The 24,302-nt window shown below is 66.2% G+C and carries 20 protein-coding genes; 9 read left to right on the top strand and 11 right to left on the bottom strand.

The genetic code is table 11. The features are described 5' to 3' along the window. Positions 1-286: 286 nt before the first annotated feature. From D3272_RS25605 to D3272_RS25595, 3 genes are all read left to right on the top strand, one after another. Complete coding sequence (locus tag D3272_RS25605; protein WP_129222068.1) at positions 287-2,572, top strand: putative bifunctional diguanylate cyclase/phosphodiesterase; 2,286 nt, start codon at positions 287-289, stop codon at positions 2,570-2,572. Between the two features lie 159 nt (positions 2,573-2,731). Then, on the top strand, positions 2,732-3,400 hold the full coding sequence (locus D3272_RS25600) for an N-acyl amino acid synthase FeeM domain-containing protein (RefSeq protein ID WP_129222067.1): 669 nt from the start codon (positions 2,732-2,734) through the stop codon (positions 3,398-3,400). A 122-nt stretch (positions 3,401-3,522) separates the two neighbouring features. Further along, positions 3,523-4,407, top strand: coding sequence for an alpha/beta hydrolase (locus D3272_RS25595; protein ID WP_129222066.1), 885 nt, complete (start codon positions 3,523-3,525; stop codon positions 4,405-4,407). Between the two features lie 1,111 nt (positions 4,408-5,518). Here the strand turns inward: D3272_RS25595 and D3272_RS25590 are convergent. From D3272_RS25590 to D3272_RS25560, 7 genes are all read right to left on the bottom strand, one after another. Then, positions 5,519-7,030: an FGGY-family carbohydrate kinase gene (locus D3272_RS25590; RefSeq protein WP_129222065.1), complete on the bottom strand. Its 1,512-nt coding sequence runs from the start codon at positions 7,028-7,030 to the stop codon at positions 5,519-5,521. Between the two features lie 4 nt (positions 7,031-7,034). After that, positions 7,035-8,162: a M42 family metallopeptidase gene (locus D3272_RS25585; protein WP_207210314.1), complete on the bottom strand. Its 1,128-nt coding sequence runs from the start codon at positions 8,160-8,162 to the stop codon at positions 7,035-7,037. Between the two features lie 20 nt (positions 8,163-8,182). Next, a complete protein-coding gene (locus D3272_RS25580; protein WP_129222064.1) occupies positions 8,183-8,983 on the bottom strand; it encodes a BtpA/SgcQ family protein in 801 nt (266 codons plus the stop codon). Positions 8,984-9,022: 39 nt separating this feature from the next. Next, positions 9,023-10,066: an ABC transporter permease gene (locus tag D3272_RS25575; protein ID WP_129222063.1), complete on the bottom strand. Its 1,044-nt coding sequence runs from the start codon at positions 10,064-10,066 to the stop codon at positions 9,023-9,025. Continuing rightward, positions 10,066-11,562: a sugar ABC transporter ATP-binding protein gene (locus D3272_RS25570; RefSeq protein WP_245496793.1), complete on the bottom strand. Its 1,497-nt coding sequence runs from the start codon at positions 11,560-11,562 to the stop codon at positions 10,066-10,068. Before D3272_RS25570 ends, D3272_RS25575 begins: the two co-directional genes overlap by 1 nt. A gap of 73 nt (positions 11,563-11,635) precedes the next feature. Then, a complete protein-coding gene (locus D3272_RS25565) occupies positions 11,636-12,628 on the bottom strand; it encodes an autoinducer 2 ABC transporter substrate-binding protein (protein ID WP_207210313.1) in 993 nt (330 codons plus the stop codon). Between the two features lie 116 nt (positions 12,629-12,744). Next, positions 12,745-13,710 carry an ABC transporter permease gene (locus tag D3272_RS25560; protein ID WP_245496792.1) on the bottom strand — a complete coding sequence of 322 codons (966 nt, stop codon included), beginning with the start codon at positions 13,708-13,710 and terminating at the stop codon, positions 12,745-12,747. Positions 13,711-13,887: 177 nt separating this feature from the next. Between D3272_RS25560 and D3272_RS25555 the strand changes: the two genes are divergently transcribed. Then, positions 13,888-14,631 carry an SDR family NAD(P)-dependent oxidoreductase gene (locus tag D3272_RS25555; RefSeq protein WP_129222062.1) on the top strand — a complete coding sequence of 248 codons (744 nt, stop codon included), beginning with the start codon at positions 13,888-13,890 and terminating at the stop codon, positions 14,629-14,631. Positions 14,632-14,719: 88 nt separating this feature from the next. Here the strand turns inward: D3272_RS25555 and D3272_RS25550 are convergent, their stop codons facing one another. The 4 genes from D3272_RS25550 to D3272_RS25535 form a co-directional block, all read right to left on the bottom strand. After that, on the bottom strand, positions 14,720-15,751 hold the full coding sequence (locus D3272_RS25550) for a Gfo/Idh/MocA family protein (RefSeq protein WP_129222061.1): 1,032 nt from the start codon (positions 15,749-15,751) through the stop codon (positions 14,720-14,722). Beyond that, complete coding sequence (locus D3272_RS25545) at positions 15,741-16,382, bottom strand: dihydroxyacetone kinase subunit L (RefSeq protein WP_129222060.1); 642 nt, start codon at positions 16,380-16,382, stop codon at positions 15,741-15,743. Before D3272_RS25545 ends, D3272_RS25550 begins: the two co-directional genes overlap by 11 nt. After that, a complete protein-coding gene (locus D3272_RS25540; protein ID WP_129222059.1) occupies positions 16,382-17,377 on the bottom strand; it encodes a dihydroxyacetone kinase subunit DhaK in 996 nt (331 codons plus the stop codon). The genes D3272_RS25545 and D3272_RS25540 overlap by 1 nt, the downstream gene beginning before the upstream one ends. Positions 17,378-17,465: 88 nt before the next feature. Further along, positions 17,466-17,714 (bottom strand): hypothetical protein, encoded by a 249-nt coding sequence (locus tag D3272_RS25535; RefSeq protein ID WP_129222058.1) that lies wholly within the window; start codon positions 17,712-17,714, stop codon positions 17,466-17,468. A 184-nt stretch (positions 17,715-17,898) separates the two neighbouring features. Here D3272_RS25535 and D3272_RS25530 point away from each other — a divergent pair, with 184 nt between their 5' ends. The 5 genes from D3272_RS25530 to D3272_RS25510 all read left to right on the top strand — a co-directional run bounded on the left by D3272_RS25530 (position 17,899) and on the right by D3272_RS25510 (position 23,827). Then, positions 17,899-18,915: a sugar ABC transporter substrate-binding protein gene (locus D3272_RS25530; RefSeq protein WP_165361531.1), complete on the top strand. Its 1,017-nt coding sequence runs from the start codon at positions 17,899-17,901 to the stop codon at positions 18,913-18,915. Between the two features lie 252 nt (positions 18,916-19,167). Further along, positions 19,168-20,652, top strand: a complete 1,485-nt coding sequence (locus tag D3272_RS25525; protein WP_129222056.1) for a sugar ABC transporter ATP-binding protein — start codon at positions 19,168-19,170, stop codon at positions 20,650-20,652. A gap of 4 nt (positions 20,653-20,656) precedes the next feature. Then, a complete protein-coding gene (locus D3272_RS25520; RefSeq protein ID WP_129222055.1) occupies positions 20,657-21,649 on the top strand; it encodes an ABC transporter permease in 993 nt (330 codons plus the stop codon). Positions 21,650-21,994: 345 nt separating this feature from the next. Then, complete coding sequence (locus tag D3272_RS25515; protein ID WP_129222054.1) at positions 21,995-23,053, top strand: aldo/keto reductase; 1,059 nt, start codon at positions 21,995-21,997, stop codon at positions 23,051-23,053. A 111-nt stretch (positions 23,054-23,164) separates the two neighbouring features. After that, complete coding sequence (locus D3272_RS25510; protein WP_129222053.1) at positions 23,165-23,827, top strand: aspartate/glutamate racemase family protein; 663 nt, start codon at positions 23,165-23,167, stop codon at positions 23,825-23,827. Positions 23,828-24,302: the final 475 nt, after the last annotated feature.

Raw genomic sequence — 24,302 nt, 5'->3', positions numbered from 1 at the left:
GCGCCTCATCGATCATATCTGGCTTTGCGATGGAGCATAAGATCCCAGCCGCGCTCCGCTCGTGGTTTGAACCTGTGACCTCTTGTGCTGACCGACGGGCGAGCACGCTTAGCCAACCACCGCATCACCATTGAAAGGCTCGATCTCGCGAAAGAGGCGCTCTCCCCGGATCGGTGACCCATCTCTGCCGTCAGGGGAGGTCACATAGGTTCAAGACTCATGGATCGTTGATAAATCGCGCCTATCCCTGGTCTCGTCGGCACATAAGGAGGTCGCGTAGCTGACCATGTCCTCGAACGATGGCCAAATCGACCGGTCTGATCCGCAGCTTCCACCGGCAGCGTACGCCTCGAACGTCGAGGCTCTGTTCAGCGACAAGACCTCGCTGCTCATCGGCGCCGCCGCAGCCACGTGCATGACGGCGGTGACAGCGGTCGAAACTGGGCGAATGAGCATCCTCGCCATATCACTGACGCTTTGCCTGGTCGGCTTCGTTCGCCTGAGGTCGATGGTCAGGTTCGCATCACTCAAGGATGGGCTCGACGAGCCTGGCCTTAGACGTTGGGAGCGCTGGTACGTCGTCGGCGGCACGGCCCACGTCGGCCTCCTTGGCTGCTTCTGCCTTGCGGCGTTCGCCGAGGGCGATCCGTTCGCCCGCCTAGCGAGCGTGGCCGGGGTCATGGCCTACCTCGTGGGGATCCCCGGCCGGAGCTTCGCCAGCACCCTGCTCGTCAACACTCAGATCGCGGCCGCCGCGGTACCGTTGTTGCTGGCCGTGCTCCTGGCCGATTACCAGTACCTTTGGATCTGGTTCCTCGTCTTCCTCCCGTTCCTGGTGGCGTTGAAGACGATCTCGAGCCGGCTGCGGGGGATCTTCCTTTCTGCGGTGGTCCGTGCGCACGAACTGAGCCGACTTGCCGACCGGTTCGATACTGCTCTCAACAACATGCCTCACGGTCTGGCGATGTTCGCGGATGACGGGACGATCACCGTCACGAACCAGCGCCTAGCGGAGTTGATGGGGCTGTCTTCGCAGGACTTGGCCACTCGCACGTCACTCAACCAGTTGTGGGCGATGTGCACGAGTGGCGCGGCTGACCGGAGGCTGACCCCTGAGTCGCTCAGGGCCGACTTCAACTCTAGCGCCGACCGGTCGACCGAACTGGTGCTCCCCATGTCTGACGGAAGAACGATCGCGTTCAGACGGCAGACGATCGGGGCGGGTGGCGGCGTCCTGATTGCGGAGGACATCACCGATCGCGTCCGGGCCCTTGAGGAGGTCGCCTACTTGGCGCAACACGACGTCTTGACTGGCCTTTGCAACCGACGTTCGTTCATGGACCGCGTCGGCGAGACGCTCGCGGTCCAGCCACCCGCACACTCGGCCTTGCTTTTCGTGGATCTAGACCACTTCAAGTCGGTCAACGACAGCTTGGGGCATGCCGTGGGCGATCGGCTGATCGTTGAGGTGGCGCGCCGCCTCGAAGCCGTTGTTGGAGAGACGAGCGTCCTCGCTCGCCTGGGTGGGGACGAGTTCGTCGTGTTCGGCGCGTTTGCTGACGACGCTGACGGCCCCGCGTCGATGGCGTCCGCCGTGATCACCCGCCTTTCGGCGCCCTTCGAGCTCGATGGTCACGAGGTGGTCATCGGCGCTAGCGTGGGGATCGCACCTGTCCAGGGACGGGCGGACGTCGACACGCTTCTTACCGACGCTGACCTCGCGCTTTACAGCGCGAAGGTTGGGGGGCGCGGCTCGGTCCAGTTCTTCCAACCCGCGATGCAGGCCGAGGCCCATGCTCGCCGCGAGTTGGAGGACGACCTTCGACCGGCCCTGGGCCGCGGCGAGTTCGAGGTGCACTATCAGCCAATCCGTAGCCTGAGGGAGGACGCGTTCGTCGTGTGCGAGGCGCTGGTGCGCTGGCGCCATCCTCGGCGAGGATTGGTCCCTCCCTCGGACTTCATCCCCATCGCGGAGGAGATCGGACTCATCCATGAACTCGGGGCGTGGGTCCTCTCGACCGCCTGCAGGGAATGCGCCTCGTGGCCGTCGCACATCGGGGTTGCTGTCAACGTATCCGCCGTGCAGTTTCGACATGGTGACGTCCTCGCCCAGGTCACCCAGGCCCTGCGCACGTCGGGCCTCGCGGCCGCTCGGCTGGAGGTTGAGGTCACCGAGTCGGCTCTCGTCGACGACGTCCAGGCGACCGGCAGCCTGTTGCGCCTGCTGCGAGACGCGGGGGTGGGCGTGTCGCTCGACGACTTCGGGACTGGCTACTCGAGCCTGAGCTATCTGAGAGCCCTGCCCTTCAGCAAGGTGAAGATCGATCGATCCTTTCTCGACGGGGCAGAAGTTGGGAACCGGGCCATGCTCCTTTTGGAAGGCATCGCGCGGCTGAGCGACGCTCTCGGGATGACTGTTGTCGTCGAAGGCGTGGAGACGCCGGAGCAGCTGAAACTCATCGCCACCCTTGGCTGCATTGAGCAGGTACAGGGCTTCCTGTTCAGCCGCCCCATGACGGCAGATCTGATCCAGGCGGTGCTAAGTCCCATCACGCCTGCCAAGGTGGCCTGAGCCGCTCGACCGACAAACCATATGCACCTCGTCGGCGGGCCCACCCTCGTCGTTGGGCGTTCGACGTGCCTCTGACAATCTGTTAAGCTTAAGGCAGCCTTAACAGATCGATCGGTCCGCGACATGATCGCCGCTTCACCTCCCCTTTCGCAATTCGACATGGCGATCACGGACCTGGTGCGCAGGACGCAGTGTCGCCCTGTCGAGGGCCAGGAGTTCGAAGACGTCTGTCGCCTCCGCTACGATTCCTACCGGCGCGAGGGTGCCTTGCCCCAGGACGCGCCCAAGCGCTTCTCCGATCGGTTCGACGACGAGCCGAACACCCGGACCTTCGGCCTCTTCCTCGACGGTCGCCTCGCCAGTTCAATCAGGATTCACCACGTCAGTCGGGAGACACCCGATCACCCCAGCCTCCACGTTTTCCCGGAGTATCTCCGGCCTCTCCTCGACGAAGGACGCGTGCTGATCGACAACACGCGGTTCGTCGTGGACTTCGACGCTTCGCGATCCCATCCCAAGCTCCCATACGTGACCGTGAGACTGGTCTACATGGCGGGGGCTTGGTTCCAGGCCGACGTCGTGCTTGCGGCGGTGCGGACGGAGCACCAAGCCTTCTACCGCCGCCTGAGCGGACATCGGGAGGTCTGCCCAGCGCGGCCCTACCCGATGCTCGCGAAGCCGATCAGCCTCATGGCCCTGAACTACAAGGAGGAGCGGGCGCGCCTCGAGCGGCGTCATGGTTTCATCGCTTCGAGCCACGAGGAACGCCGGGCCTTCTTCCAGGGTATGATTTCTCGGAACCAGATCGACGCGGGAATGGTCGCCTGAAGGCGCATCGCGGCGATCTGCCGCGGCAGCCGTGGGAAACCCACGACCTCTCGGGAACGGTTAACCCTCCAATGATAGCATGATGCCACGCGCCGGTAAGCGGGCAGCGTGGAGTAGGGAACATGGCGTGGCCAGCTTCGCGCCTCTCGGACGGGAGCCCACGGGGAACGGGGGCCGACTGGCGAGGCGGAGCCGATGCACCCGGCGACGGCGGTGACGTAACCGTCGGATCGATCCGGACCAGCCACGGCCGCATGGCGTTCTCAGCGACCGCGGGGGTCGGCACGCCCCTGGTACTCCTGCACGGTCGCGCCCGTTGCAAGGCCGAGTTCCGACACCTGACGGCGTCCTCAATCGGCGAGGAACGGACGTTGATCGCGATCGACCTGCCCGGACACGGCGGGTCGGGCGCAGCGAGCGACCCGGATCACACCTATACGATCGAAGGATACTCAGACGCGGTGATTGAGGTGCTCGAACACCTCGGCATCGAGCGTGCGGGCGTGTTGGGCCGTTCGGTCGGTGCGCATGTCGGACTTCAGATGGCGCGCGCCTTTTCCGGTTTCGCCGGGCTCTTCGTCGATTCGGATGACGGCGCGACCGACCCTTCCCAACTCGGCGCTCATGTTGCCCCGACCCGCGACGTGCCAGGAGAGCGTAGAGGGTCACGGCGTGCCCATCGCCGGAGGGGTCGTCTCCCGACTAAGGACGAGGCGCTTGGGCCCGCGCTGCACCTCGTGTCCGCGTCCGACGACCGCTACCGCCGCCTCCCGCCAACCGATTCCGCACCGACGATGGCCGATCTCGCCGCGGTGCGCCACGCAATCGGCGCAGACAGACCGTTCATGCGGTCGTGCCGCACGCAGCCATTCCTGGCAGCCGGCACTAACGACGCAGTGGATGAAGCGCCGTTCGATGTCTCGGGCGAGCCGCTGCTCCATTTCCTGAGCCAAGTCGACCGCGTATCGCTGGACATTCCGCTCCTCGGATTGTGCCTCTCCGGTTGACGGCCCTCGCACATGCCCGACGTGGAATCGGCCCCGTCGAACCCACGCAACTCAAAAACCGAACATCCTACCGATCGCGCCTTTTGTTAAGCGCGTTGGTCGGCACGCCGTGGCTGCCCGCGAGTCCGAGCCATCGTGTATCACCTTGGAGCGTCGCTCGACGCGGATTCATTGGACAGTCCTTCACCCCAATTTATGGCGATAATAGCGCAATGCTGCCGGACCAGCAATCGAATGTAAGTCTGCTTTCGGAAGTCTCGAAGCCGCGCCTGTACGGCCTGTTTGGGTCGATAGCGGCCGTCCGGATCTCTTTGTCGAAGGTCCGGAAACTGGCGATGTGCCAGCGTCCGCTCCTGGCGCAATCGATCCCCGCGTGAGCGGGAGATGAAAGCCATACTTCAGGGCGCCTCCCCAATGGGGGGCCGTTCACACGCCGCCCAACGCGTCGCGTACGCCGTCGACCGTCGGGGTGCCCTGCGGCGCGAGCAAGGTAGCGCCCTCCAAAATTATGACGGAATCCGATCGGATATTTCGCGGAAGTCAGAAGCGCATCCAGCGCGACGTGACGATTTGAAAAGGGTGCTGAGGCTCCCGACGCCCGAAGCGTTCTTAATCGGACCACCCGGCTCGGCGCCTTCAAATACGCTGCTACCGGCCCTGTAGTCGGCGCCGGATCCGCCGCTTGAAGCCCCGAGTTCTTGATGGACAACCCATTATCGTTGCGACCGAGTAGGCGCCGCCTTCGCTTCGGCTGGGCCACGGCCGAAGCTCTCCGCCGCCGCACCGAGCGGGACAACGGCCGCATCCGGCCATCAAGCCGTAATTTTCGGACAGGATACGCATTCGCGCGGCGATTTTGGACAGGGCCAGTCGATCGAGCCCCATGGCGGCCACCGGCCGCACCAAGTGAGCTTCGCGGATCTGATTGCAGCGTTGACTGGCCTGAGCTCCGGCCCGGTGGTGGAGAGCACCTTCTCCTTGCCTTGCATGCGGGTTGCAACGAGCAGAATGGCGCCGGGTCGCCGGCCTCGCAGCGCCATGCGGTTGCTGACACCTGTCGGCTTCCCGATGCGAACCCGCTCACAGGAAAAGAGTAACCTCGGGAAGCATGTCAACGCTTTGCCGGCGACGCGTCCCAGAGCGATCGCATGTGCGGCTTGGTCCGCGCGTAAAGGTCGAGGTAGATGTCGTGGTCGCGGTCGTACAGGGCCTGGTTCGCGCCCTCGGGCTCGATGGTGCGGACCACCGGGTTCATGCGGTCGATATCGGTGCGGGCTATCAGCCCAAGCCCGATGCCGGCCAACATGGCCGAGCCCAGGGCGGCGCCCGTCGTGTGGCGGCGCACGCGTTGCGATACGCCGGTGATGTCCGACACGGCCTGCATCCAGAGGGGGTTCTGCGCTCCCCCGCCGACCGCGTAGACGGCCTCGAGCCGGCGCGCTTCGGCGAAAGTATCGAGGTTGTGCCGCACCGCGTGGCCAATGCCCTCGATCGTGGCGCGGTATAGGTCGGCCCGCGTATGGGCGAGGGTCAGCCCGAACACCATGCCGCGCGCCGTCGGGTCGTTGACGGGGGTGCGCTCCCCACTGAAGAACGGCAGCACGATAAGGCCCCTGGCGCCGGGCGGGCTTTGCCCCGCCGCGGTGGCGAGGTCGGCGAAGACGTCCTCGCTATCGGGCAGGTCGAAGATCTTGGACCGCCACCAATGCGTGAGGGCGCCGCTGGTCGCGAGACCGCCCATGACGCTCCAAGTATCGGGAAAGAGGGACGGACCCGCCCAGTAACGAGGGTCGACCTGCACCGAGGGCACGATCTGGATGAAGAACACAGTCGTGCCGTACATGATCATCAGGTCGCCCGGCCGGGACACGCCGACGCTCAAAGCCTCGCTGGCGGCGTCCACAGTGCCGGCCACCACGGGCGTGCCGGCTGCGAGGCCCGTTTCGGCCGCCGCGGCCGCCGTGACCGTGCCGATGACATCGCTGCTCCAGGCGAGCTCCGGCAGCCAGGCGGGCGGACAGATCGCCCGCGTCATCTCCGGATCCCAGCGTCGCCCGCGCAGGTCGTAGCAGGGCGTGAAACAGGCGGCCGTGTAGTGGTCCACGACCCAGCGCCCGGTCAGGCGGTGGTTCAGGTAGGTCGAACAGGTCGCGATCCGGGCCGTCCGCGCGTACACCTCCGGCTCGTGGCGCTCCAGCCACCGGATCTTCGGGCCGACCGACTGCGTGGTGAGCGCGTTGCCGCAGCGCGCGAAAATGGCGGCTTCGCCGAGTTCGGCGTCGAGGTCGAGGATCTCCTGCCGGGCGCGCGTGTCGACACCGTAGAGAACGGCCGGGCGGAGCGGACGCCCCGCGTCGTCGACCGGCAGCATGCAGGAACCGATGCCGCTGCAACCGATCGCGGCGATCCGCCCGGGAACGACGCCGCTGTCCGCCAGAAGCGTCCGGCTGAGCGCGCGAAAGCCCGACCACCAGTCCGCCTCGGCGTCGTGCTCGGCGAGACCCGGCCCGGGCACGCGCATCTCGTGCCGCCGCTGCGCCGTCGCCACGATCGCGCCGGTCTCGTCCAGAAGAACGCCTTTGCTGGAGAAGCTCCCGATGTCGACGCCGAGCAGGTAGCGCATGGGTTCAGGCCCGGCGCGCGAACGAGAAGCCGGCCGGCATGGCGGCGAGCGCCGCATGCAGCCAGGCCGTGAGCCCCACGAGGTCCCGCAGGTCGCACATCTCGATCGGGGTGTGCGTGTAGCGGGTCGCGTAGCCGACATCGACGGAGGGAATTCCGTCGCCGACGAGCTGGACGTAGGACGAGTCGGTGAGCGCGCCCGTGTGAGCGCTCCGTTGCAGGGCGAGGCCGGCCGATGCGCCCACACGCTCGAGGTGCCGCACCCACGCGGGATGCGCGAGCGTGCCATTGAGCGTGCCACGTCCGTGGAAGCTATACAGACCGAGGGCCGGCCCGCCGCCGAGCCGCAGTTCGCCCCGCTCGGCGAGGTCGGGCGTGTCGGATGCCACCATGATGTCGATCGACACCGCGGCATCCGGCCGGAGGCGGTGGGCCGCCACCATGGCGCCGCGCAGGTTAAACTCCTCCTGCACGGTGAACACCGCCTGGAGCGTGGCGGGTACCGGCCGCTCCGACACGGCCCGCACGAGGTCCATCAGCACGGCGCATCCCGCCCGGTCGTCGAGCGCCGTTCCGCAGATCCGGTTCGGGCCGATGCGCTGGAAGCGCGGGCGGTAGGTCACGGGCGACCCGATCTCGATGCCGAGGGCCCGCACGGCCACGGCGCTCTCGGCGCCGATGTCGAGGCGCAACCTATCGGCCGTGAGGACGACGCCCTTCTCCTCGGGAGGTGTCGCGTGGTGGGCCTTGACGCAGACGACGCCCGGCACGTGCTCGCCGCGGGCGTTGGTCACCACGATCTCGAGCCCTGGCAGCACCCTCTCGGGCACGCCGCCGAGGCGTTCAACGCGCAGGAAGCCGTCGTGCTCGATGCGGCGCACGACGAGGCCGAGTTGGTCCGTGTGGGCGAAGATCATGATCTTCGGCGCGCCGGGATCGGTACCCGGCACCGTGACGGTGAGATTGCCGAGCGCGTCGACATGCTGATCGGAGGCGAGCGGCCCGAGCGCGTCCGCGATGGCAGCGCTCACCGGATCTTCCGCGCCGGACAGGCCGGGGATGCCGCACAGCCGCTCCGTCCAGGCCGCGATGCGGTCCATGTCGGCCCGGAAGTCGTCTGGGTTCTCGTCCATGGGCGTTCCCCGTCGCTCCATCATCGCACCGAACGGACCCGCTGCATGAAAGCCCTCACCCGCTCGGGATCGACGAGATTTGCGAAGCGACCGTCGATCTTGAAGGTCGTGCCGACCACGGCACCGTCGGCCACCGCGAGCTGCCGCTCGATGTTGTCGATCCGGCAGCCGGTATTACAGAGCACGGCCGTGTCGGGTACCGCCGCCTTGACCTGCGCCAGCACCTGCGTGTCGGTCTCGGCCCCGGCCGTAAGCCCGGATACGCAAAGCGCGTCCGGCCCGTTGTTGAACACCGTGGTGCGGGCGATATCGACCGGGCTGCGGTTCCCGAGGTAGACGGCCGCCTCGGGCACGATATTGTAGAGCATGCGTAGAGCGGGCGCCAAGGCGGCCCGGTGCCGGGCCGTGTCGCCCACATTGGTGTTCCACAGGCCGAAATCGCTCGCGTAGACGCCCGAGATGATCTCCCGCATGAACAGCGCGCCGGTGGCGGCCGCGAGGTCGATGCAGGCGATCGGGTCCCACAACACGTTGACGCCGAAGGGAACCCGGATGTCGCGGTGGAGCTCGCCGATGACCCGCGCCATGGCGGCCGTCGTCTCGGGCCGGACCCTGGTCAGGTACGGCAGGCTGAACTCGTTGGAGAACATCACGGCGTCCACGCCGCCGCCCTGCAGGTGCCGCAGATCGTGCAGGGCGAGGTCGACAACCTTCGCCATGCCGCCGGCCCGGTCGTAATGCGGGTCGCCCGGCAGCGCCTGGAGGTGACACATGGCAATGATCGGCTTCTCGACTCCGAACATGTCCTTAAGCCAGGTCATCGTCGTCTCCTTTGAGGGTCGAGGCGGGAGCTCACCCCCTCAGACCGGCGCCTGCACGGTAACGGTGGGCCCCGCGGCGGCGCGCAGCCGCGCGCGGTGCAGGTTGAAGCGCTCGATCGCGATCGGCAGTCCGGTCCCGAACAGGATCAGGCCTCCGACCACGAGACGCTGCCAGTAGGTCGGCACGCCGATGAGGAGCAGCGACGAGTTGATCATCGTGATGACAAGGACGCCGATGATCGTGCCCGACACCGTGCCATGGCCGCCGGTGATACGCGCCCCGCCCAGGACCACGGCCGCGATGACGTTGAGCTCGCTGCCCACCAGGTCGAAGGGGTTGGCGATGCGCATCAGCGTCACGTGGGTGACGCCCGCGAGGCCCGCGATCCCACCCACGAGCATGAAGATAGCGAGCTTGACGCGCCGCACGTCGATGCCGATGCGCGCGGCCGCCTCCTCCGAGCCGCCGAGCGCGTAGATCTTGCGGCCGAACATTGTGCTGCCGAGGATCAGGGCCGCGAAGCCTGCCACCAGGACGAAGTTGCCGAAGGCCAGCGGCAATTGCACGACGCGGCCGCTCGCGAGGTGGAACGCCAGGAGCGGCTGGCGCGAATAGGCCACCATCTCGGCCGGGATGGTGCCGTAGTAGAGCGTGCCCACGAAGGTGAGCAGCGCTCCCCGGAACAGGCTGAGGGTCGCCAGCGTGACGATCAGGGTCGGCAATCCGAGTAGGCCGATGAGAAGGCCGTTCACGAAGCCAAGCGCCACCCCGATGGCGATGCCGATCGCGAAGATCGCCAACATGGGAGGGTGGATGCCGGACACGATCAGCAGTTTTGTCGTGGCGTAGAGCGCGAAGGCCCCGATGGCGGTGAACGACACGTCGATGCCGCCGGACGCCAGCACGATCAGCACTCCGATTGCGAAGATGCCCGTCACGATCGCGTTGCGCAGGAGATCGACGATATTGGGGGCACTGAGAAAGACGGGGTTGGCGACCGAGAACAGGACCGCCAGGACGATTCCCGTCGCCAGCATGATGCCTTGGGGCGAGGTGGCGAGTCGTGACAGCAACCGACGCATCAGGCAGCATCCTTGGCGACCCGAGCCGCGATCTCGTGTTCCGTGGCGCAATCGCCCGCGAGGGACGCCGTAATGCGACCGCCCGCCATCACCAGGATCCTGTCGCTGATCGCCAGCGCCTCGCCGATGTCGTCCGTCACCACCAGCACCGCCGTGCCCTTGGCGCGCAAGGCGACGAGCAACTCGTGGATGTCGCGCTTCGATCCGACGTCGACCCCCACGGTCGGGCTGTTCAGGATGATGAGCCTGGGCTCGCGTTCCATCCAACGCGCCAGGACGACGCGCTGCTGGTTGCCGCCCGAGAGCTGCACCACGGGCGCCGCGACGGTCTGGAGCCGGATGCGCAGCCGCTCGACAGCCGCCTTGGCCCGCCGCGCGCCGGCCGCGACATTGAGCCAGCCCAGACGCGAGTCGCGGCCGAGGCTCGACACGGTGATGTTGTCGTTGATCGACTGGTCGAGGAACAGCCCTTCGGACAGGCGGTCCTCCGGCACATAGGCGATGCCGACAGCCATGGCGTCGCGCACGGAGCCGAAGCTCAATGGCCGGCCGTCCAAGACCAACGTGCCGCCGTCGGGCCGCGTGTCGCCGAACAACGACAGGGCGAGCTCGGTGCGCCCCGACCCGAGCAGGCCGACGATCGACACGATCTCGCCGGCGTGGAGGTCCAGATCGACGTCGCGGTATTCACCGATGCGGGTCAGCCCACGGGCGGACAGGAAGGGCCGTCCCGGCGCGGTCGCGTCGCGCGGCAGGCGCTGGCTCGCGATGTCGCGCCCCGTCATGGCCGTCACCAGGGCGGCGGGCGTGAAATCCGACGCGGCGCCGGAGGCGGCGACCTTTCCGTCCCGGATCACCGTGACGGTGTCGCAGACCGTGAAGACTTCCTCGATCTTGTGGCTGACGAAGACGAAAGACACGCCCTCCTGCTTCAGCGCCGCCACGAGGCGCAGGAGATTGTCGACCTCGTTCCTGGTCAGGGCTGTGGTGGGCTCGTCCATCACGACGATCCGGGCATCGTTGGCGAGAGCCCGCGCGATGGCCACGAGCTGCTTCGCCGCGACCGGCAGCGTCTCGACCGGCTCGTCGAGGTCGAGCTTCACCCCGATGCGATCGAGCGTCTCGGCGGCGAGCCGGCGTCGCCGCAGGCGGTGCACGAGGCGGTCGCGATGCGCCGCCGCGCGGAGAAACGTGATGTTCTCACCCACAGTGAGATTGGGGAAGAGCGAGAAGTCCTGGTAGATGACGGACAGGCCGGCCGCGATCACGCCCGCCGGGTCCGTGCCGGCCACGGGCCGGCCGAAGAGGCTGACCGTGCCGGAATCGGCAGCGACGACGCCCGACAGGATCTTGATGAGCGTCGATTTGCCGGAGCCGTTCTCTCCCGCGAGACAGCGGACCTCGCCGGGGCCGAGCAGGAAGTCCACGTCCTGCAGTACGCGCGCCGGTCCGTAGGATTTAAAGATGCCGCGCATGGCGAGGACGGGTTCAGCCACCAGGATGCAACCGCAGTTTCGAGACACCCGGGCCGCTGCGGCCGTGACTGACGGGTCACGGCCGCGGCGGCGGTCAGAAGTTGAACGTGGACAGGTTGTCCTTGGTGCAATCGACCCAGGCTTGGCCCGTGATGACGTGCCCCTTGAGCGTCACCTTCTCGTAGCCTTCCTGGCCGAAGTTCATGCCGTCCTCGACCTTCTTGCCTTCGAGCGCCATGACGGCGACCTTGTCGACCACGTAAGCCGCCTTGGCAGGATCCCAAAACGAGATGGCCTTGATGGTGCCGCTCGTGATGTATGGACCGGCGATAGATGGCAGGCTGGTGCCCACGACGTTCACCTGGCTGCCGAGGCCCGCGTCCTCGACCGCCAGGGCGGCGCCGGCCACATCGGTGCTGGCGCTGCCCTGGATGCCCTTCAGGTTGGGGTGCGCCTGCAGGAGTTCCTTGGTCTTGGTATAGGCGACCTGCTGGTCTTCGAGGCTCTCCTGCTTGTCGGCCACGAGCTTCATCTTCGGATACTTATCCTTCTGGCGCGCGATGGCGGCATCGACCCACTGGTTGTGGGTCTTGGCCGTCAGGTGGCCGACGAAGACGGCGTATTCGCCTTCCTCCCCCATGGCCTTGGCGAGATTGTCCATCAGGTGCGCCCCGAAAGCGGCATTGTCGAAGGCCTCGACGTCGTAGGTGACGTTTTCGAGGTTGGAACCCTCATGGCCGACCACCACAATCTTACTGTCGAGCGCCTTCTTGAGCACCGGCTCCATCGATTCGGGCGAGTTCGGCACCACAGTGATGGCATCGACCTTTTTGGCGATAAGATCTTCGACGATCTGATTTTGAAGCGCCGCGTCCGCGGAGGCCGGCCCGACCTGGGTAGCGTTCTGCCCCGTGTCCTTGGCGAAGAGCGCGACGCCCTGTTCCATGCGATTGAACCAGGCGACGCCGGCGATCTTCACAACGGTGGTGATGGTGTACTTTTTGGTTTGCGCCTGGGTCACGGCGGCACCGCCGCCCGCCAGGGCCAACGCCAACCCGACTGCGAAGACCTTGTGCTTGATCGTCACGGTGTTTCCTCCGGAAGTGCCCTGCTCTGACGTAGGGTCACGATGTGCGCTAGCACTCCTGAAACTGTAGCCGTCGATCGCGAAGCCGTAAATGGATGATCACCGGGACCTCGCACTCACGCGGACCGGCGCGCCAGCCAGGCCGCGAGGCGAAACTGCCCGCCCAGCACGCGCAGCGACATGACGATCACGAGCAGCAATCCGAAAAACAGGTCGCGCAGGAAAGCGCTGAATGACAGGAAATTCAGCCCGCTCGAGATGAACTGTAGCAACAGGACGGCGAGCAGGACCCCGCTCACGGTGCCCGATCCGCCCGCCGGGTTGACACCGGCCAGGATGTTGATGAGCACGACGAGCAGCACGTAGGACGTGCCGTAATCCGCGTAGGCCGAGTTGGCGTGGCCCAGGATGACCAGGCCCGCCAGGGCCGAGATGATCCCGCTCGCCACATAGATGGTCATAATGAGGCGCCGCTCGGGGATGCCGGCAAAACGCGCCGCGATGGGGTTGGCACCGTAGAGGCGGGCCTGCACGCCAGTGCTCGAGAACCGGAGCAGGACGCCCAGCGCGACAAGAACGACGGCGAAGACGGTGAGCGGCACAGGGATCCCGCCCGGCGCGGCATTGACCGTCGCGGCATACCAGTCGGGCAGGCCTGTGACGGCCGGTCCGCCCGTGACCACGATGCCCAAGCCGCCGATGACCTGCATGGTGCCGAGCGTGGCCAGGATGGCGGGAAGCCGTAGATAGCCGATCAGCACGCCGTTGAGGACGCCGCAGGCCGCGCCCGCGCCCAGCGCGAGCGGCAGCGCCAGCCCCTCGTGACCGCTCTTGAGGAGTAGTGCTGCCACGATGGAGGTTAGGTTCGCGATGCTCACCACCGAAAGGTCTATGCCGCCCGACAGCATGGTCGGCAGGATCGCGAGCGCCAGAAGACCGAATTCGGGGAATTGGAACGCCATCGAACTGAGGCTCGCGCCCGACACGAAGCTCGGATTGCCGAGGCCGATGCCGGCGAAGACCAGTACCATCAGCCCGAACAGGGCGACGAGATAGGACCGCGTGCTGTCTTCCCTTTGCACCTACCAGCCTCCCCGCCCCGCGACCCGCACCGGTCGCGCCGTCGCCCTTGGTGGACGATTGCTGGCGGACATCATCGCTGCCCGCAGCCTCTGCGGCAAGGCGGCTCCTTCCCCGGTTGACGGCTTCCGGAACCTGGCCGACGATCGCTCCACCCCTCGCGCAAGAAGGATCCCACGATGTCCGACCACCTCATCCCGCAGGTGCTGGCCGGGAAAGTCGCTGCGGTCACCGGGGGTGTCCGCGGCATCGGGGCGCGCTGCGTCGCCCGCTTGGCCGCCGCCGGAGCGCGCGTCGCCATCGTCGACCGGGCGCCGGACGAAGGAATGCCGTCGCACGATCACCTGGCTCGATGCGACGTCGCCGAGGAGGCGGCCGTGGTGGCGGCCTTCGCGGGGATCGCAGAGGCGCTCGGACCCATCGACATCCTGGTCAACGGCGCCGGCCTCACGGTGCGCGCTCCCGCCCTGGACATGCGGGCCGCAGACTTCACCCACGTGATCAGCGTCAACCTCACGGGCGCCTTTCTCTGCGCCCGTGAGGCGGCGCGGCAGATGCGCGGCCGCGGCGGCGCGATCGTCAGCATCGCGTCCGTAATGGGGCTGTCGGGTGGGCTATTTCCGAATGTCGCCTACCAGTCGAGCAAGGGCGGGCTCGTGAACCTCACGCGTGCCCTGGCGGTCGAGTGGGCGCCGCTCGGCATCCGCGTGAACGCCGTGGCGCCCACCTACGTCGAGACGGACCTGACCCGCGGCCTCCTTGCCGATCCGGTCGCCACCGGCCGCATCATCGATGCCACGCCGATGCGCCGGCTCGCCACCTTGGAGGAGGTCGCCGATGCCGTGCTGTTCCTGGTCGGGCCCGGTGCCGCGATGACGACCGGCCACACCCTGCCGGTGGACGGCGGCTTCCTGGCCGTTTGACACCAGTGGTAGGGCGGCCGGACGGCTCCAGCGCGTGTCATGTCGGCGGTGACACTCACCATGCCTCCCCTGCGAGCCGCTCGGAGGCTCACACGGTCGCGGGCGATTCTCTACGGCCGGAGGCGGCCGCGAGATAGGAAGCTTCCACCAGCGCGAAGGTCTTCAAGTTGTCGCGCCCCGACGTGGCAGGTTCCGTCCCGCGGTCCAGGCAGTCGAGCCAGTGGCGCTGAGTCGTCACCACGCTGTCCTGGATCAGGCACCATTGCTGGCTCATCCAATGGCTCGCCCGAGGCGCCACGCTCTCACTGGTCGTCCCGGCAGGCGTGGTGACGATCAGGTGGAAGTCGCGCTCCAGCTGGATCGAGCCTTTCCGGCCATCGACGTGGAGCAAGGTCTGGGGAAACGGGTCGGGTGACTGCGGGCTGGCATAGGAGACATCGACGATGCTGGTCGCCCCGCCGCGGTGCCCGAGCATTACTGTCGCCATGTCTTCACCCCGGATGCCGTCGCGGATCGATTGGCTACGGCAGACGACGCTGTCGGCTTCGCCCATCAAGACCCGCGCGACGTCCAGCACGTGGATTCCCAAATCGAGGAGAACGAACCGCTCGACCTCGGCGAGATAGGGTTGGCCGGCATAGATGTCGTAGCCTGTGCGGAAGGAGAAGCGCCCCCAGGTGGGCTCGCCGATCATGCCGGAGGCAAGGCACTCCGCCGCCCGCAGCAGAGGCGCCTGGAAGCGAAAGTTCTCATGGACCATGAGGGGCCGACCGGCCTGCTCCATGGCGACGACGAGAGCCGTCGCGTCCTTCCACGTGGGTGCCATGGGTTTCTGGACGATGGCACCCACCCCATGTCGGGCACAGGCTTCGACGATGGCGCGATGGGATGGCGCCGTGGTGGCGATGTCGACAAAATCCAGGGCTTCGCGATCGAGCATCTCTTCCACGCTGGCGTAGTGGGCGGGGATGCCGAACTCCAAGGCGGCGCCCTCGGCTTTTGCTGGGTCTAGATCGCAAACCGCGACGATGGCGCAGCGGTCTCCGAGGTCGCGCCACGCCTGGAGGTGGTTGCGGGAGAAAAATCCGCAACCCACCAGGGCTCCACGCTTAATCGCCATCGGTAACTCCCGTCCGACCGGCCGGGACCATTGCCGTCTGCAGGGCCTCGACGATTAGGCAGAACGCCAACTGGCCGGGATCGGCAAGGCCGATGCTGCCATCCCCGAACATCCGGGCGCGGCCGAGCTTATTGGGCCGCGCCCTGAAGCTTTCCACAGTTTCGCGCGCGGCGCGCACGGCAGCCGGCATCACGTCACCCTCGCCCCTCTCGTCGAGCGCCAGCATCACGGCATGAAGGCTATCGAGAACCGTCTTCTCGCCGAGGTTGCCCTTGCCCCGCGCCATCATGGCATCGAGCGCGCCCTTCAGCAGCCCCGGCACGTCCGAGGCCGGCACGGCGTCGCGGCCCTTGGTTGCCTTGGCGGTCGCCATCAAGGCCGTGGCCACCAACGTGCCATAGGACGAAGACGAGACGCGCTGGAAAGCCTTGGCGCATTCGAGAAATGCCAAGCCGACGTCTGCGGGCAGCGCCGCCCCGGCGGCCTCGCCGAAGCCGCGCGAGACCGTGATGCCGAGGTCACCGTCTCCGAGCGCCCCATCGGCGGCATTCAGTTCGGGCGCGAAAGCCTCGGCGGCCACGGCGATCCGCGCGACGGCAGCGGCCAGGGCGGGGGCGGTGATCTCGCCCATCACGTCACCGTCCAATAGGCGCAATTGGCCGGCGCTCGCAACAGGCGCTCGAGTTCGCCGTCGAGCCGACAGATCGTCATCGTGGCACCGGTCATCTCCATGGAGGTGGCGTAGCGGCCGACGAGCGGCATCGTGATGGCGACACCGAGGTCGTCGAGCCGGGCCTTGGCGCGCCGAAACATGATGTAGAGTTCCTCGAGCGGCGTGGCCCCGAGCGAATTGACCAGGATCGAAACCCGGTCGTCGCGGCCGAGCGGCGTGTCGGCCAGAAGGCGGTCCATCATCTCGTCGGTGATGGCATCGGCGGGCTTGGTCTTGTCGCGCCAGATCCCCGGCTCGCCATGTATTCCCATGCCCATCTCCATCTCGTCCTCCCCGAGTTCGAAGGTGGGGCGGCCAGCCTGCGGCACGATACAGGGGGAGAGCGCCATCCCGATGGATCGGCAGGCGTCGGCGGCCTTCTGGGCCGTGGTCGTCACCTCGTCGAGGCTGGCACGCTCTTCGGCTCGGGCGCCGGCGATCTTGAACGCGTAAATCATGCCGGCGACGCCCCGGCGCTTCGCTCGCTCCTCCGGCGCGGCGGAGGCGACATCGTCGGCCAGCACCACCGTGGTGGACGCGATATCCTCCATCTCGAGCATCTCGCCAGCCATGTCGAAGTTCATGACATCGCCGCCGTAATTGCCATAGAGGCGCAGCACGCCGGCGCCCCCGTCGGCGCGCCGCATGGCTTCGGCCATCTGCTCGGCCGACGGGCTCGCGAAGACGTCCCCGATGGCGGTGGCATCGAGCAGGCCCCGGCCGACATAGCCGGTGAAGACCGGGAGGTGGCCCGAGCCGCCACCTGTCACCAAGCCGACCTTGCCGGCAGTCGCGCCTCCCGCGCGGGTGATCACCCGCGGACTCGGCTGCGCGTAGATGTCGGGATGGGCGGCGCAAAGGCCGTCCAACATCTCGTCGACGTAATCGACGGGCCTGTTGAGGATCTTCTTCATGGGGAGACCTCCTATGCCGGGCGCGTGAGATCGGCGCGCCGGCGTGCGCGGGAAGTGTTCATGGGTCCGAAACGGATCACGAGTTGCATCATGCCGATCCTAGCTCCATGGGAGGTAAGCGCGCCACGCCGATGGGCAGGCCGGTGATGGCGAGACATGCGCCAGGCAGTGCGGCCCGGCCGTGGGCGCCCTTCGGCATCATCGCCGCGCCGATCGACGCCGGATCGGCCACGCTCACGATCGACCGGTCGCGTTCGCCCGTCATTGCCGTGGGCGGGACGGCCAGCGCGACAAGGCCGATCCTGAAGGATGGCGAAGCATTCTCGCACTGTGTCATCGATCCTCCCCAAGGGCGCCCATCAACCAGCAAGCGCAAGGCGTCCGCCAAAGCTGCGACGGCTTAAGCCGTCTTCGTGGTAGCGCTATCAAAGGTACCTTGACAGCGCTTGGGCTTCAAGCCCAGTCTAATTTCTAATAGCAGGTGCCGCGACAAAGACGGCCGCATGTTTGGGAGAAACGCGATGGACAGGCGTGATATCATTCGAGGCGCAGGCGGTTTGGCTCTGACCAGCTTGCTGCCCAGCTTGGCCCGGGCCGCCGACGGCAAGCCATTGAAGATCGGCTACAACGTGTCGACTCTGGCGAACCCCTTCTTCCAGGGTATGACCAAGGGGGTGGTTGACGCCGTCAAGCGATTCCCGAGCATGACGCTTCTGAACACCAATGCCAACGGGGACGCCAACACTCAGGCGAGCCTGGTGGTGGATCTGATCAACCAGGGCGTGGATGCGCTCATCCTCAATCCCATCAACGCCAACGCCATCGTCCCGGTGGTGCAGCGGGCCGATGCCAAGAAGATCCCGGTCTTCACGCTCGATCGCGGCGCAGCTTGCGGCGATTGCCAGACCAATTTTCTTGAGACCGACAACGTCGCCATGGGGCGCGAAGGCGCGCGTTACATCGCCGAGCAGCTCAAGACGCGCTATGGCAAAATCCGGGGCAACGTGGTCGATCTTGTGGGTCTTATCGGCACGACGGCGGGCGATGACCGCGACCGCGGCTTCATGGACGAATTCAAGAGCATCGCAGCACAGAATCCCGATCTCAAGCTTGTGGCCCGCCAGGAAGGCCAGTTCGATCAAGAGAAGTCATTCAATCTGATGAGCCAGATTATGGCGGCCAATCCGCAGATCGATGCAGTGTTCAACGGCAACGACGACAACGCCGTCGGTGCGCTGCGCGCCATCCGCCAGGCGAGCCGCAACGTCCCGATCGGCGACCCCAAGCACATCATCATCATCGGAATCGACGGCACACGTCAGGCTCTGACGGCGATCCGCAAGGGCGACATGGATGCGACGCTGTCGCAAAATCCCCTGACCATGGCGTCGCAGTCGGTCAAGTTCGTCGATCAGTTCTACAATGGCGACAAGTCGAAGATCCCGGCGCATGAATTCTGGCCACATATCCTCATCACCAAGGATAATATCGACAGTGAGGAAGTGAAGAACTACGGCCTGTGGGGCGAGGCGGTCTAGAGCGCTTTCGGCCTCGGCGGATCCGCTGCGGCTCCGATCGGGAGCAACCGTTCGGCCTGGAACCGCCAAGCCGCCTCCAAGAAGGCCGACACAGCTCTGGAGCAGTATCGGTCTCGTTCAAAACGCCTTCGCCAGCTTGACGTAGTAGAACTGCAGTCAATTCCAATCTAAGCTGGAGCGAGGTCGCTGAAGGCGAGAGCGCTCTAGCTGGTGACGCCCCGGTCAGAGTCTCGGCCGGCGAACGGAGGCGCGATGACAAGCCTGCTCGACATGAAGGACGTGTCCAAGGCATTCCTGGGCGTTCAGGTCTTGACCGATGTCTCCATAAGGCTGCAGTCAGGCGAGGTGCTCGGCATCGTCGGCGAAAACGGGGCGGGCAAGTCGACGCTCATGAAGATCCTGGCCGGCGTCCACAGGCCGGATGGTGGGGCGATCTGGATCGAGGACAAGTCCTTCGAGCCGCATACGCCGCGTGACGCGCTAGCGGCCGGCATCAAGGTTGTTCACCAGGAACTCAGCCTCTTCCCGGACCGGACGGTGGCGGAGAACATCTTCGCGGGTGTGCTACCGACGACGCCGGTGGGAACCATCAAGCGGCGCCGACTGGCGCGCGACGCGGCCGCGGTGCTGAAGCGGGTCGGGCTTGATGTCGCGCCGGGGACGCGGGTCCGTAGTCTCTCGCTGGCGCAGCGCCAACTCGTCGAGATCGGCCGCGCCCTGTCTCAGAAGGCGCGGATCATCGTCATGGACGAGCCGACCGCGACGCTTACCAGCCATGAGGTCGAATTCCTCATGAGCACCATCGCGGCGCTAAAGGCGGACGGCGTCGGCATCATCTTCATCAGTCACCACCTCGAGGAGGTCTTCGCCGTCTGCGATCGCGTGACGGTGATGAGGGACGGCCGCAGCGTCGACGACCGGCCGGTCGGCGCCTGGACCGAGGCGAGCCTCGTGCAGGCCATGGTCAACAGGCCGATCGATAAATTCGTCCCCAAGCGCGACATCACGCCCGGCCTGCCTCTCCTGGAAGTGGAGCGTTTAGCGAGCCGCGGCCGCTTCAGCGACGTCTCTTTCACGGTGCGGGCGGGCGAAATCTACGGTTTGGCGGGGCTCGTGGGAGCGGGCCGGTCCGAAGTTCTAAAGACCATCTTCGGCGTCCTGCCCGTTGCCGAGGGCCGCATCAGGGTCGACGGCGCGGACTATCAACCCCATTCGCCTCGCAGGTCGCTGCGGAGCGGCATTGTGCTGACGCCGGAGGACCGCAAGCTCGAAGGGCTCGTGCTGCCCTTCTCCATCCGGAAGAACGTGGCGATGTCGACGCTGAAATTTCTGTCGCGCTGGGGCATCGTCTCGGCACGCCGGGTTACGGGCCTCGCCGAGACGTCGATCCGGTCCCTGCGCATCCGCACCCGATCGTCCGGTCAGGAGGTCCGCCGCCTATCGGGCGGCAACCAGCAGAAGGTGGTCCTGGCCCGCGCCATCAGCGTGGCGCCGCGCATCTTCATGCTCGACGAGCCGACCCGCGGCGTCGACGTCGGCGCCAAGGTGGAGGTGTACACACTCATCGGCGACCTGGCCGCGAAAGGTGCCGCGGTGCTGATCGTCTCCTCGGACCTGCTCGAATTGCTCGGCCTCTGCGACCGTATCGGAGTGCTGCGCGCCGGCCGCTTCGCAGGCGAGGTGGAGCGGGCCGATTTCAGTCAGGATCGCATCATGTCACTCGCGGCCATCGGATAGGCGGATGAGCATCAAGGAAACATCAGTTCCGGCCGACCGGAGATCGGCCGAAGCGCCGCGCCAGAAGGTGGATCTCAGCGGCCTCACGGTCCTGGCCGTCTTCCTCGCCATCGTGGTCTACCTGTCGCTCTCGACGGGCTCGTTCCTGTCCACCGCCAACCTGATGGCGATCCTGGTGGCGACGTCACTGATCGCGCTCGTCGCTTGCGGTCAGACGTTCGTCATCATCACGGGGGGCATCGACCTGTCCTCGGGCTCCGTCGTGGCACTGGCGGGCATCGTCTCAGCCATGGCCATGCAGGCTCATGTGCCGGTCGCGCTAGCGGTCGTAATCGGCGTCCTGGTCGGGGCCGCCTGCGGTCTGTTCAACGGCCTGGCCGTGACGATGCTCGGCATGAATCCCTTTATCGTCACCCTCGCCTCCATGGCGATGGCGCGCGGTCTCGCTTTCATCCTGCCGAACGGCGCCACGCTCTTTGGCTTCGACGACAGCTTCGATGCCATCGGCGGCGGTCTCGTGGGGTTCTTCCCCATTGCGGGCATCGTTTCACTGCTGGCCTTGAGTATCGGCGCCTTCATCCTGGGTAAGACCGTATTCGGCAGCGAGGTCTATGCCGTCGGGGGCAATCGCGAAGCGGCCCTCATGACGGGTATTCCGGTCCGCCGCACGCTGCTCGCCGTCTATGTGATCTCGGGGGCGCTGGCGGGTCTCGGCGGTATCATACTGGCGGGGCGGCTCGACTCCGCGCAACCGATAGCCGCCAGCGGACTCGAGCTCAACGCGATCGCCGCCGTGGTGATTGGCGGAGCCTCGCTCTTCGGCGGCCGCGGCTCCATGCTGGGCACCATCCTCGGCATTCTGCTGATCGGCGTCATCAACAATGGACTGACGCTGCACAACGTCGAGCCGTTCTGGGTGCAGTTCATCCAGGGAGCGGTCATCTTCCTCGCCGTGCTGTTCGACTCGCTGAACAACAAGCGAAAAGCTTCGTCTTAGAGCAGTATCTCGGCTTTCTTGGAGACGCATCGGCAACACCAAACCGATGAAACTACGTTGAGTTCTCAAGCTTGGGCGAATTCGCCAGAGGAGAAAGCGCTCTGGTGGGCCGACGCAACCAAGTCATCCGGCCGTCGGGACGAACCGGCCCACCGGTAACACGCGCACCGAGTGACCTCGAATACGGACGCAACGTTTTCGAATCGGTGCACCAGATCACGCTACACCGTCGCCGACACGAGCGCGGCCCACATCGCGGTCGCTTTCGCCTGAAGTCGAAGCCGCTGAGCTGAACCCGACTCGGAAGACGGGTGAGGCGATCGCGACCGGAACAAGGACACAGACATGAAATACCGTATGCTCGGCCGATCCGGCCTCAAGGTCTCCGTCCTGACGATGGGGACCTTCACCTTCGGAGGGCGAGGCGATTTTGCCATGACGGGCAGTCAGGGCGTGCCGGAGGCGCAACGACTGATCGGCGCCTGCCGGGACGGCGGAATCAACCTCTTCGACACGTCCAACATGTATTCGCTCGGCCTGTCCGAAGAGATCCTGGGGGAGGCGCTCGGCGAGAGCCGGAACGACGTCCTGATCTCGTCCAAGGCGCGCATGAGGATCGGCGACGGCCCCAATGACGAGGGCGTGTCGCGCTATCACCTGATGCGTGAATGCGAGCGCAGCCTGAAGCGCCTGCGTCGCGATCACATCGACGTCTACTACATGCACGAGTGGGACGGCACGACACCGCTTGACGAAATGCTGAGCGCGCTCGACAGCCTCGTGACCCAGGGCAAGATCCGCTACATCGGCTGTTCGAACTATTCCGGCTGGCACATCATGAAGGCGCTTGGCGTGAGCGACCTCAAGTCTTATCCGCGCTTCGTCACTCAGCAGATCCATTACACGCTGGAGGCGCGCGAAGCCGAATACGAGTTGTTGCCGATTTCGGTCGACCAAGGCCTCGGCGTGTTGATCTGGAGTCCTCTCGCGGCCGGGCTGCTGTCCGGCGCGCATCGCCGCGACCGCCCGGTGCCGGAAGGATCACGCCAGGCTAAGGGTTGGACAGAGCCTCCGATCCGCGATCAGGAGCGTCTCTGGACCATCGTCGACGCGCTTGTCGAGATCGGAGATGCCCGCGGCGTGTCGGCCGCGCAGATCGCGCTCGCCTGGGCGCTGGAGCGCCCCGGCATCACGTCGGCGGTGATCGGAGGGCAGACCGAGGGCCAATTCAAGGATAATATCGCGGCGGTCGACATCACGCTGACGGACGCCGAGCGCCAAAAGCTGGACGACGTGAGCGCCATACCGATGCTCTACCCATATTGGCACCAGGGGCAGTTCGCACGGGACCGGTTCAGCGAAGCGGATTGGGCACTGCACCGCTCCAACCCCTACGCGCGATAGTCCGAGTCACGGTGCCAACAGAGGCCAGCCATCCTACTCGACCCCGGGTCATGGGCACGCGGGGATCGGAGGTGGACGCGCCGCTCGCTCCTGTCGAAACGAGGATCCATCATGGTTCATCGGATTGCCTTCATCCACACGGTGGGATTCCTGGTCGATGTGTTCCGCGCCCGGATGCGGGAGGCCTTGCCGGACGTGGATTGTTTTCACATCCTGAACGAGAGTCTACTGCAGGACCTGCTCCGGGGGGAAGACAAGACGGCAGTGTACCGGCGCGTCGTCGGCCAGGTGCTGGCGGCCGCGGATGCCGGGGCCGACCTCATCGTCATGACTTGCTCGTCGACCTCGCCTGCTGTCGATCTCGTGCGCCCGTTGCTCGACCGGCCCGTGCTGAAGATCGATGATCCTCTGATGGCGGCCGCTGTGCGGACCGGGCGGCGCGTCGCTCTTGTCTGCACCGCTGTGAGCACACTGGAGCCGAGCTCGGCCTTGCTTCGGTCCCACGCAGAAGCGCAAGGCTGCCAAGTGTCGATCAAGCCCGTGCTGCGCACCGACGCCTACACGGCTCTCCTTGCGGGTGATCGCGAAAGCCATGACAGGATAGTGTGCGACGCCGTGGCGGAAGTATCCGACAGCGTAGATGTCATCGTACTGGCTCAGGCCTCGCTGGCCCATCTAGCCGGTGATCTCGCAAAGTCGCGCTCCGTCCCGGTCCTGGTCAGCCCTCCCCTCCTGATGAGGACGTTGCTGGAGCGCTGCGCCAAGCTGACGTAGGTCGACGATGGAAGAGCCCGACGCCCCGTAGCCTTCGATGGTGCGACGACGCCGACTGGCGCCATAGGTTCGACGACCTTCCCGTCGCTGACCATCGGCGCCCCGATGATTATGACCTGCGTGTCTCCGTCCCCTGACGGATGGTCAGCGGAAACGGAGACGCGCGACCGCGTCAGGACAGGGGTCGCCCGAACGACCGCTATGGCGTGCCTCTCTGACGGCTTCGCATCTCCCGAACGTGTCGAGGCGGTGTCAAAACGGATGACGCGCGGTCGTCTGTAACTCCTAGCAGCGTATAAATGGCCACGGCTAGCGGGGGCCCGTTCAGGCTCGAATGGCCTGGTTGAGCCGAGGTGGGGCGGTTCTGCGCCTTCTTCGGCGCGAGCGGACCCGAGGGTTGTCAAACGACATCAGGAACCCATCCGGTGGCGCCACGAGAAACCCATCCACCCCCTGCTATTCTGACGCCCCGGCC

Source organism: Lichenibacterium ramalinae (assembly GCF_004137085.1).
In the GTDB taxonomy this organism is placed as follows: domain Bacteria; phylum Pseudomonadota; class Alphaproteobacteria; order Rhizobiales; family Beijerinckiaceae; genus Lichenihabitans; species Lichenihabitans ramalinae.
Note: the sequence above shows the minus strand (reverse complement) of the source record. Positions and strands in the feature narration are given on the sequence as shown.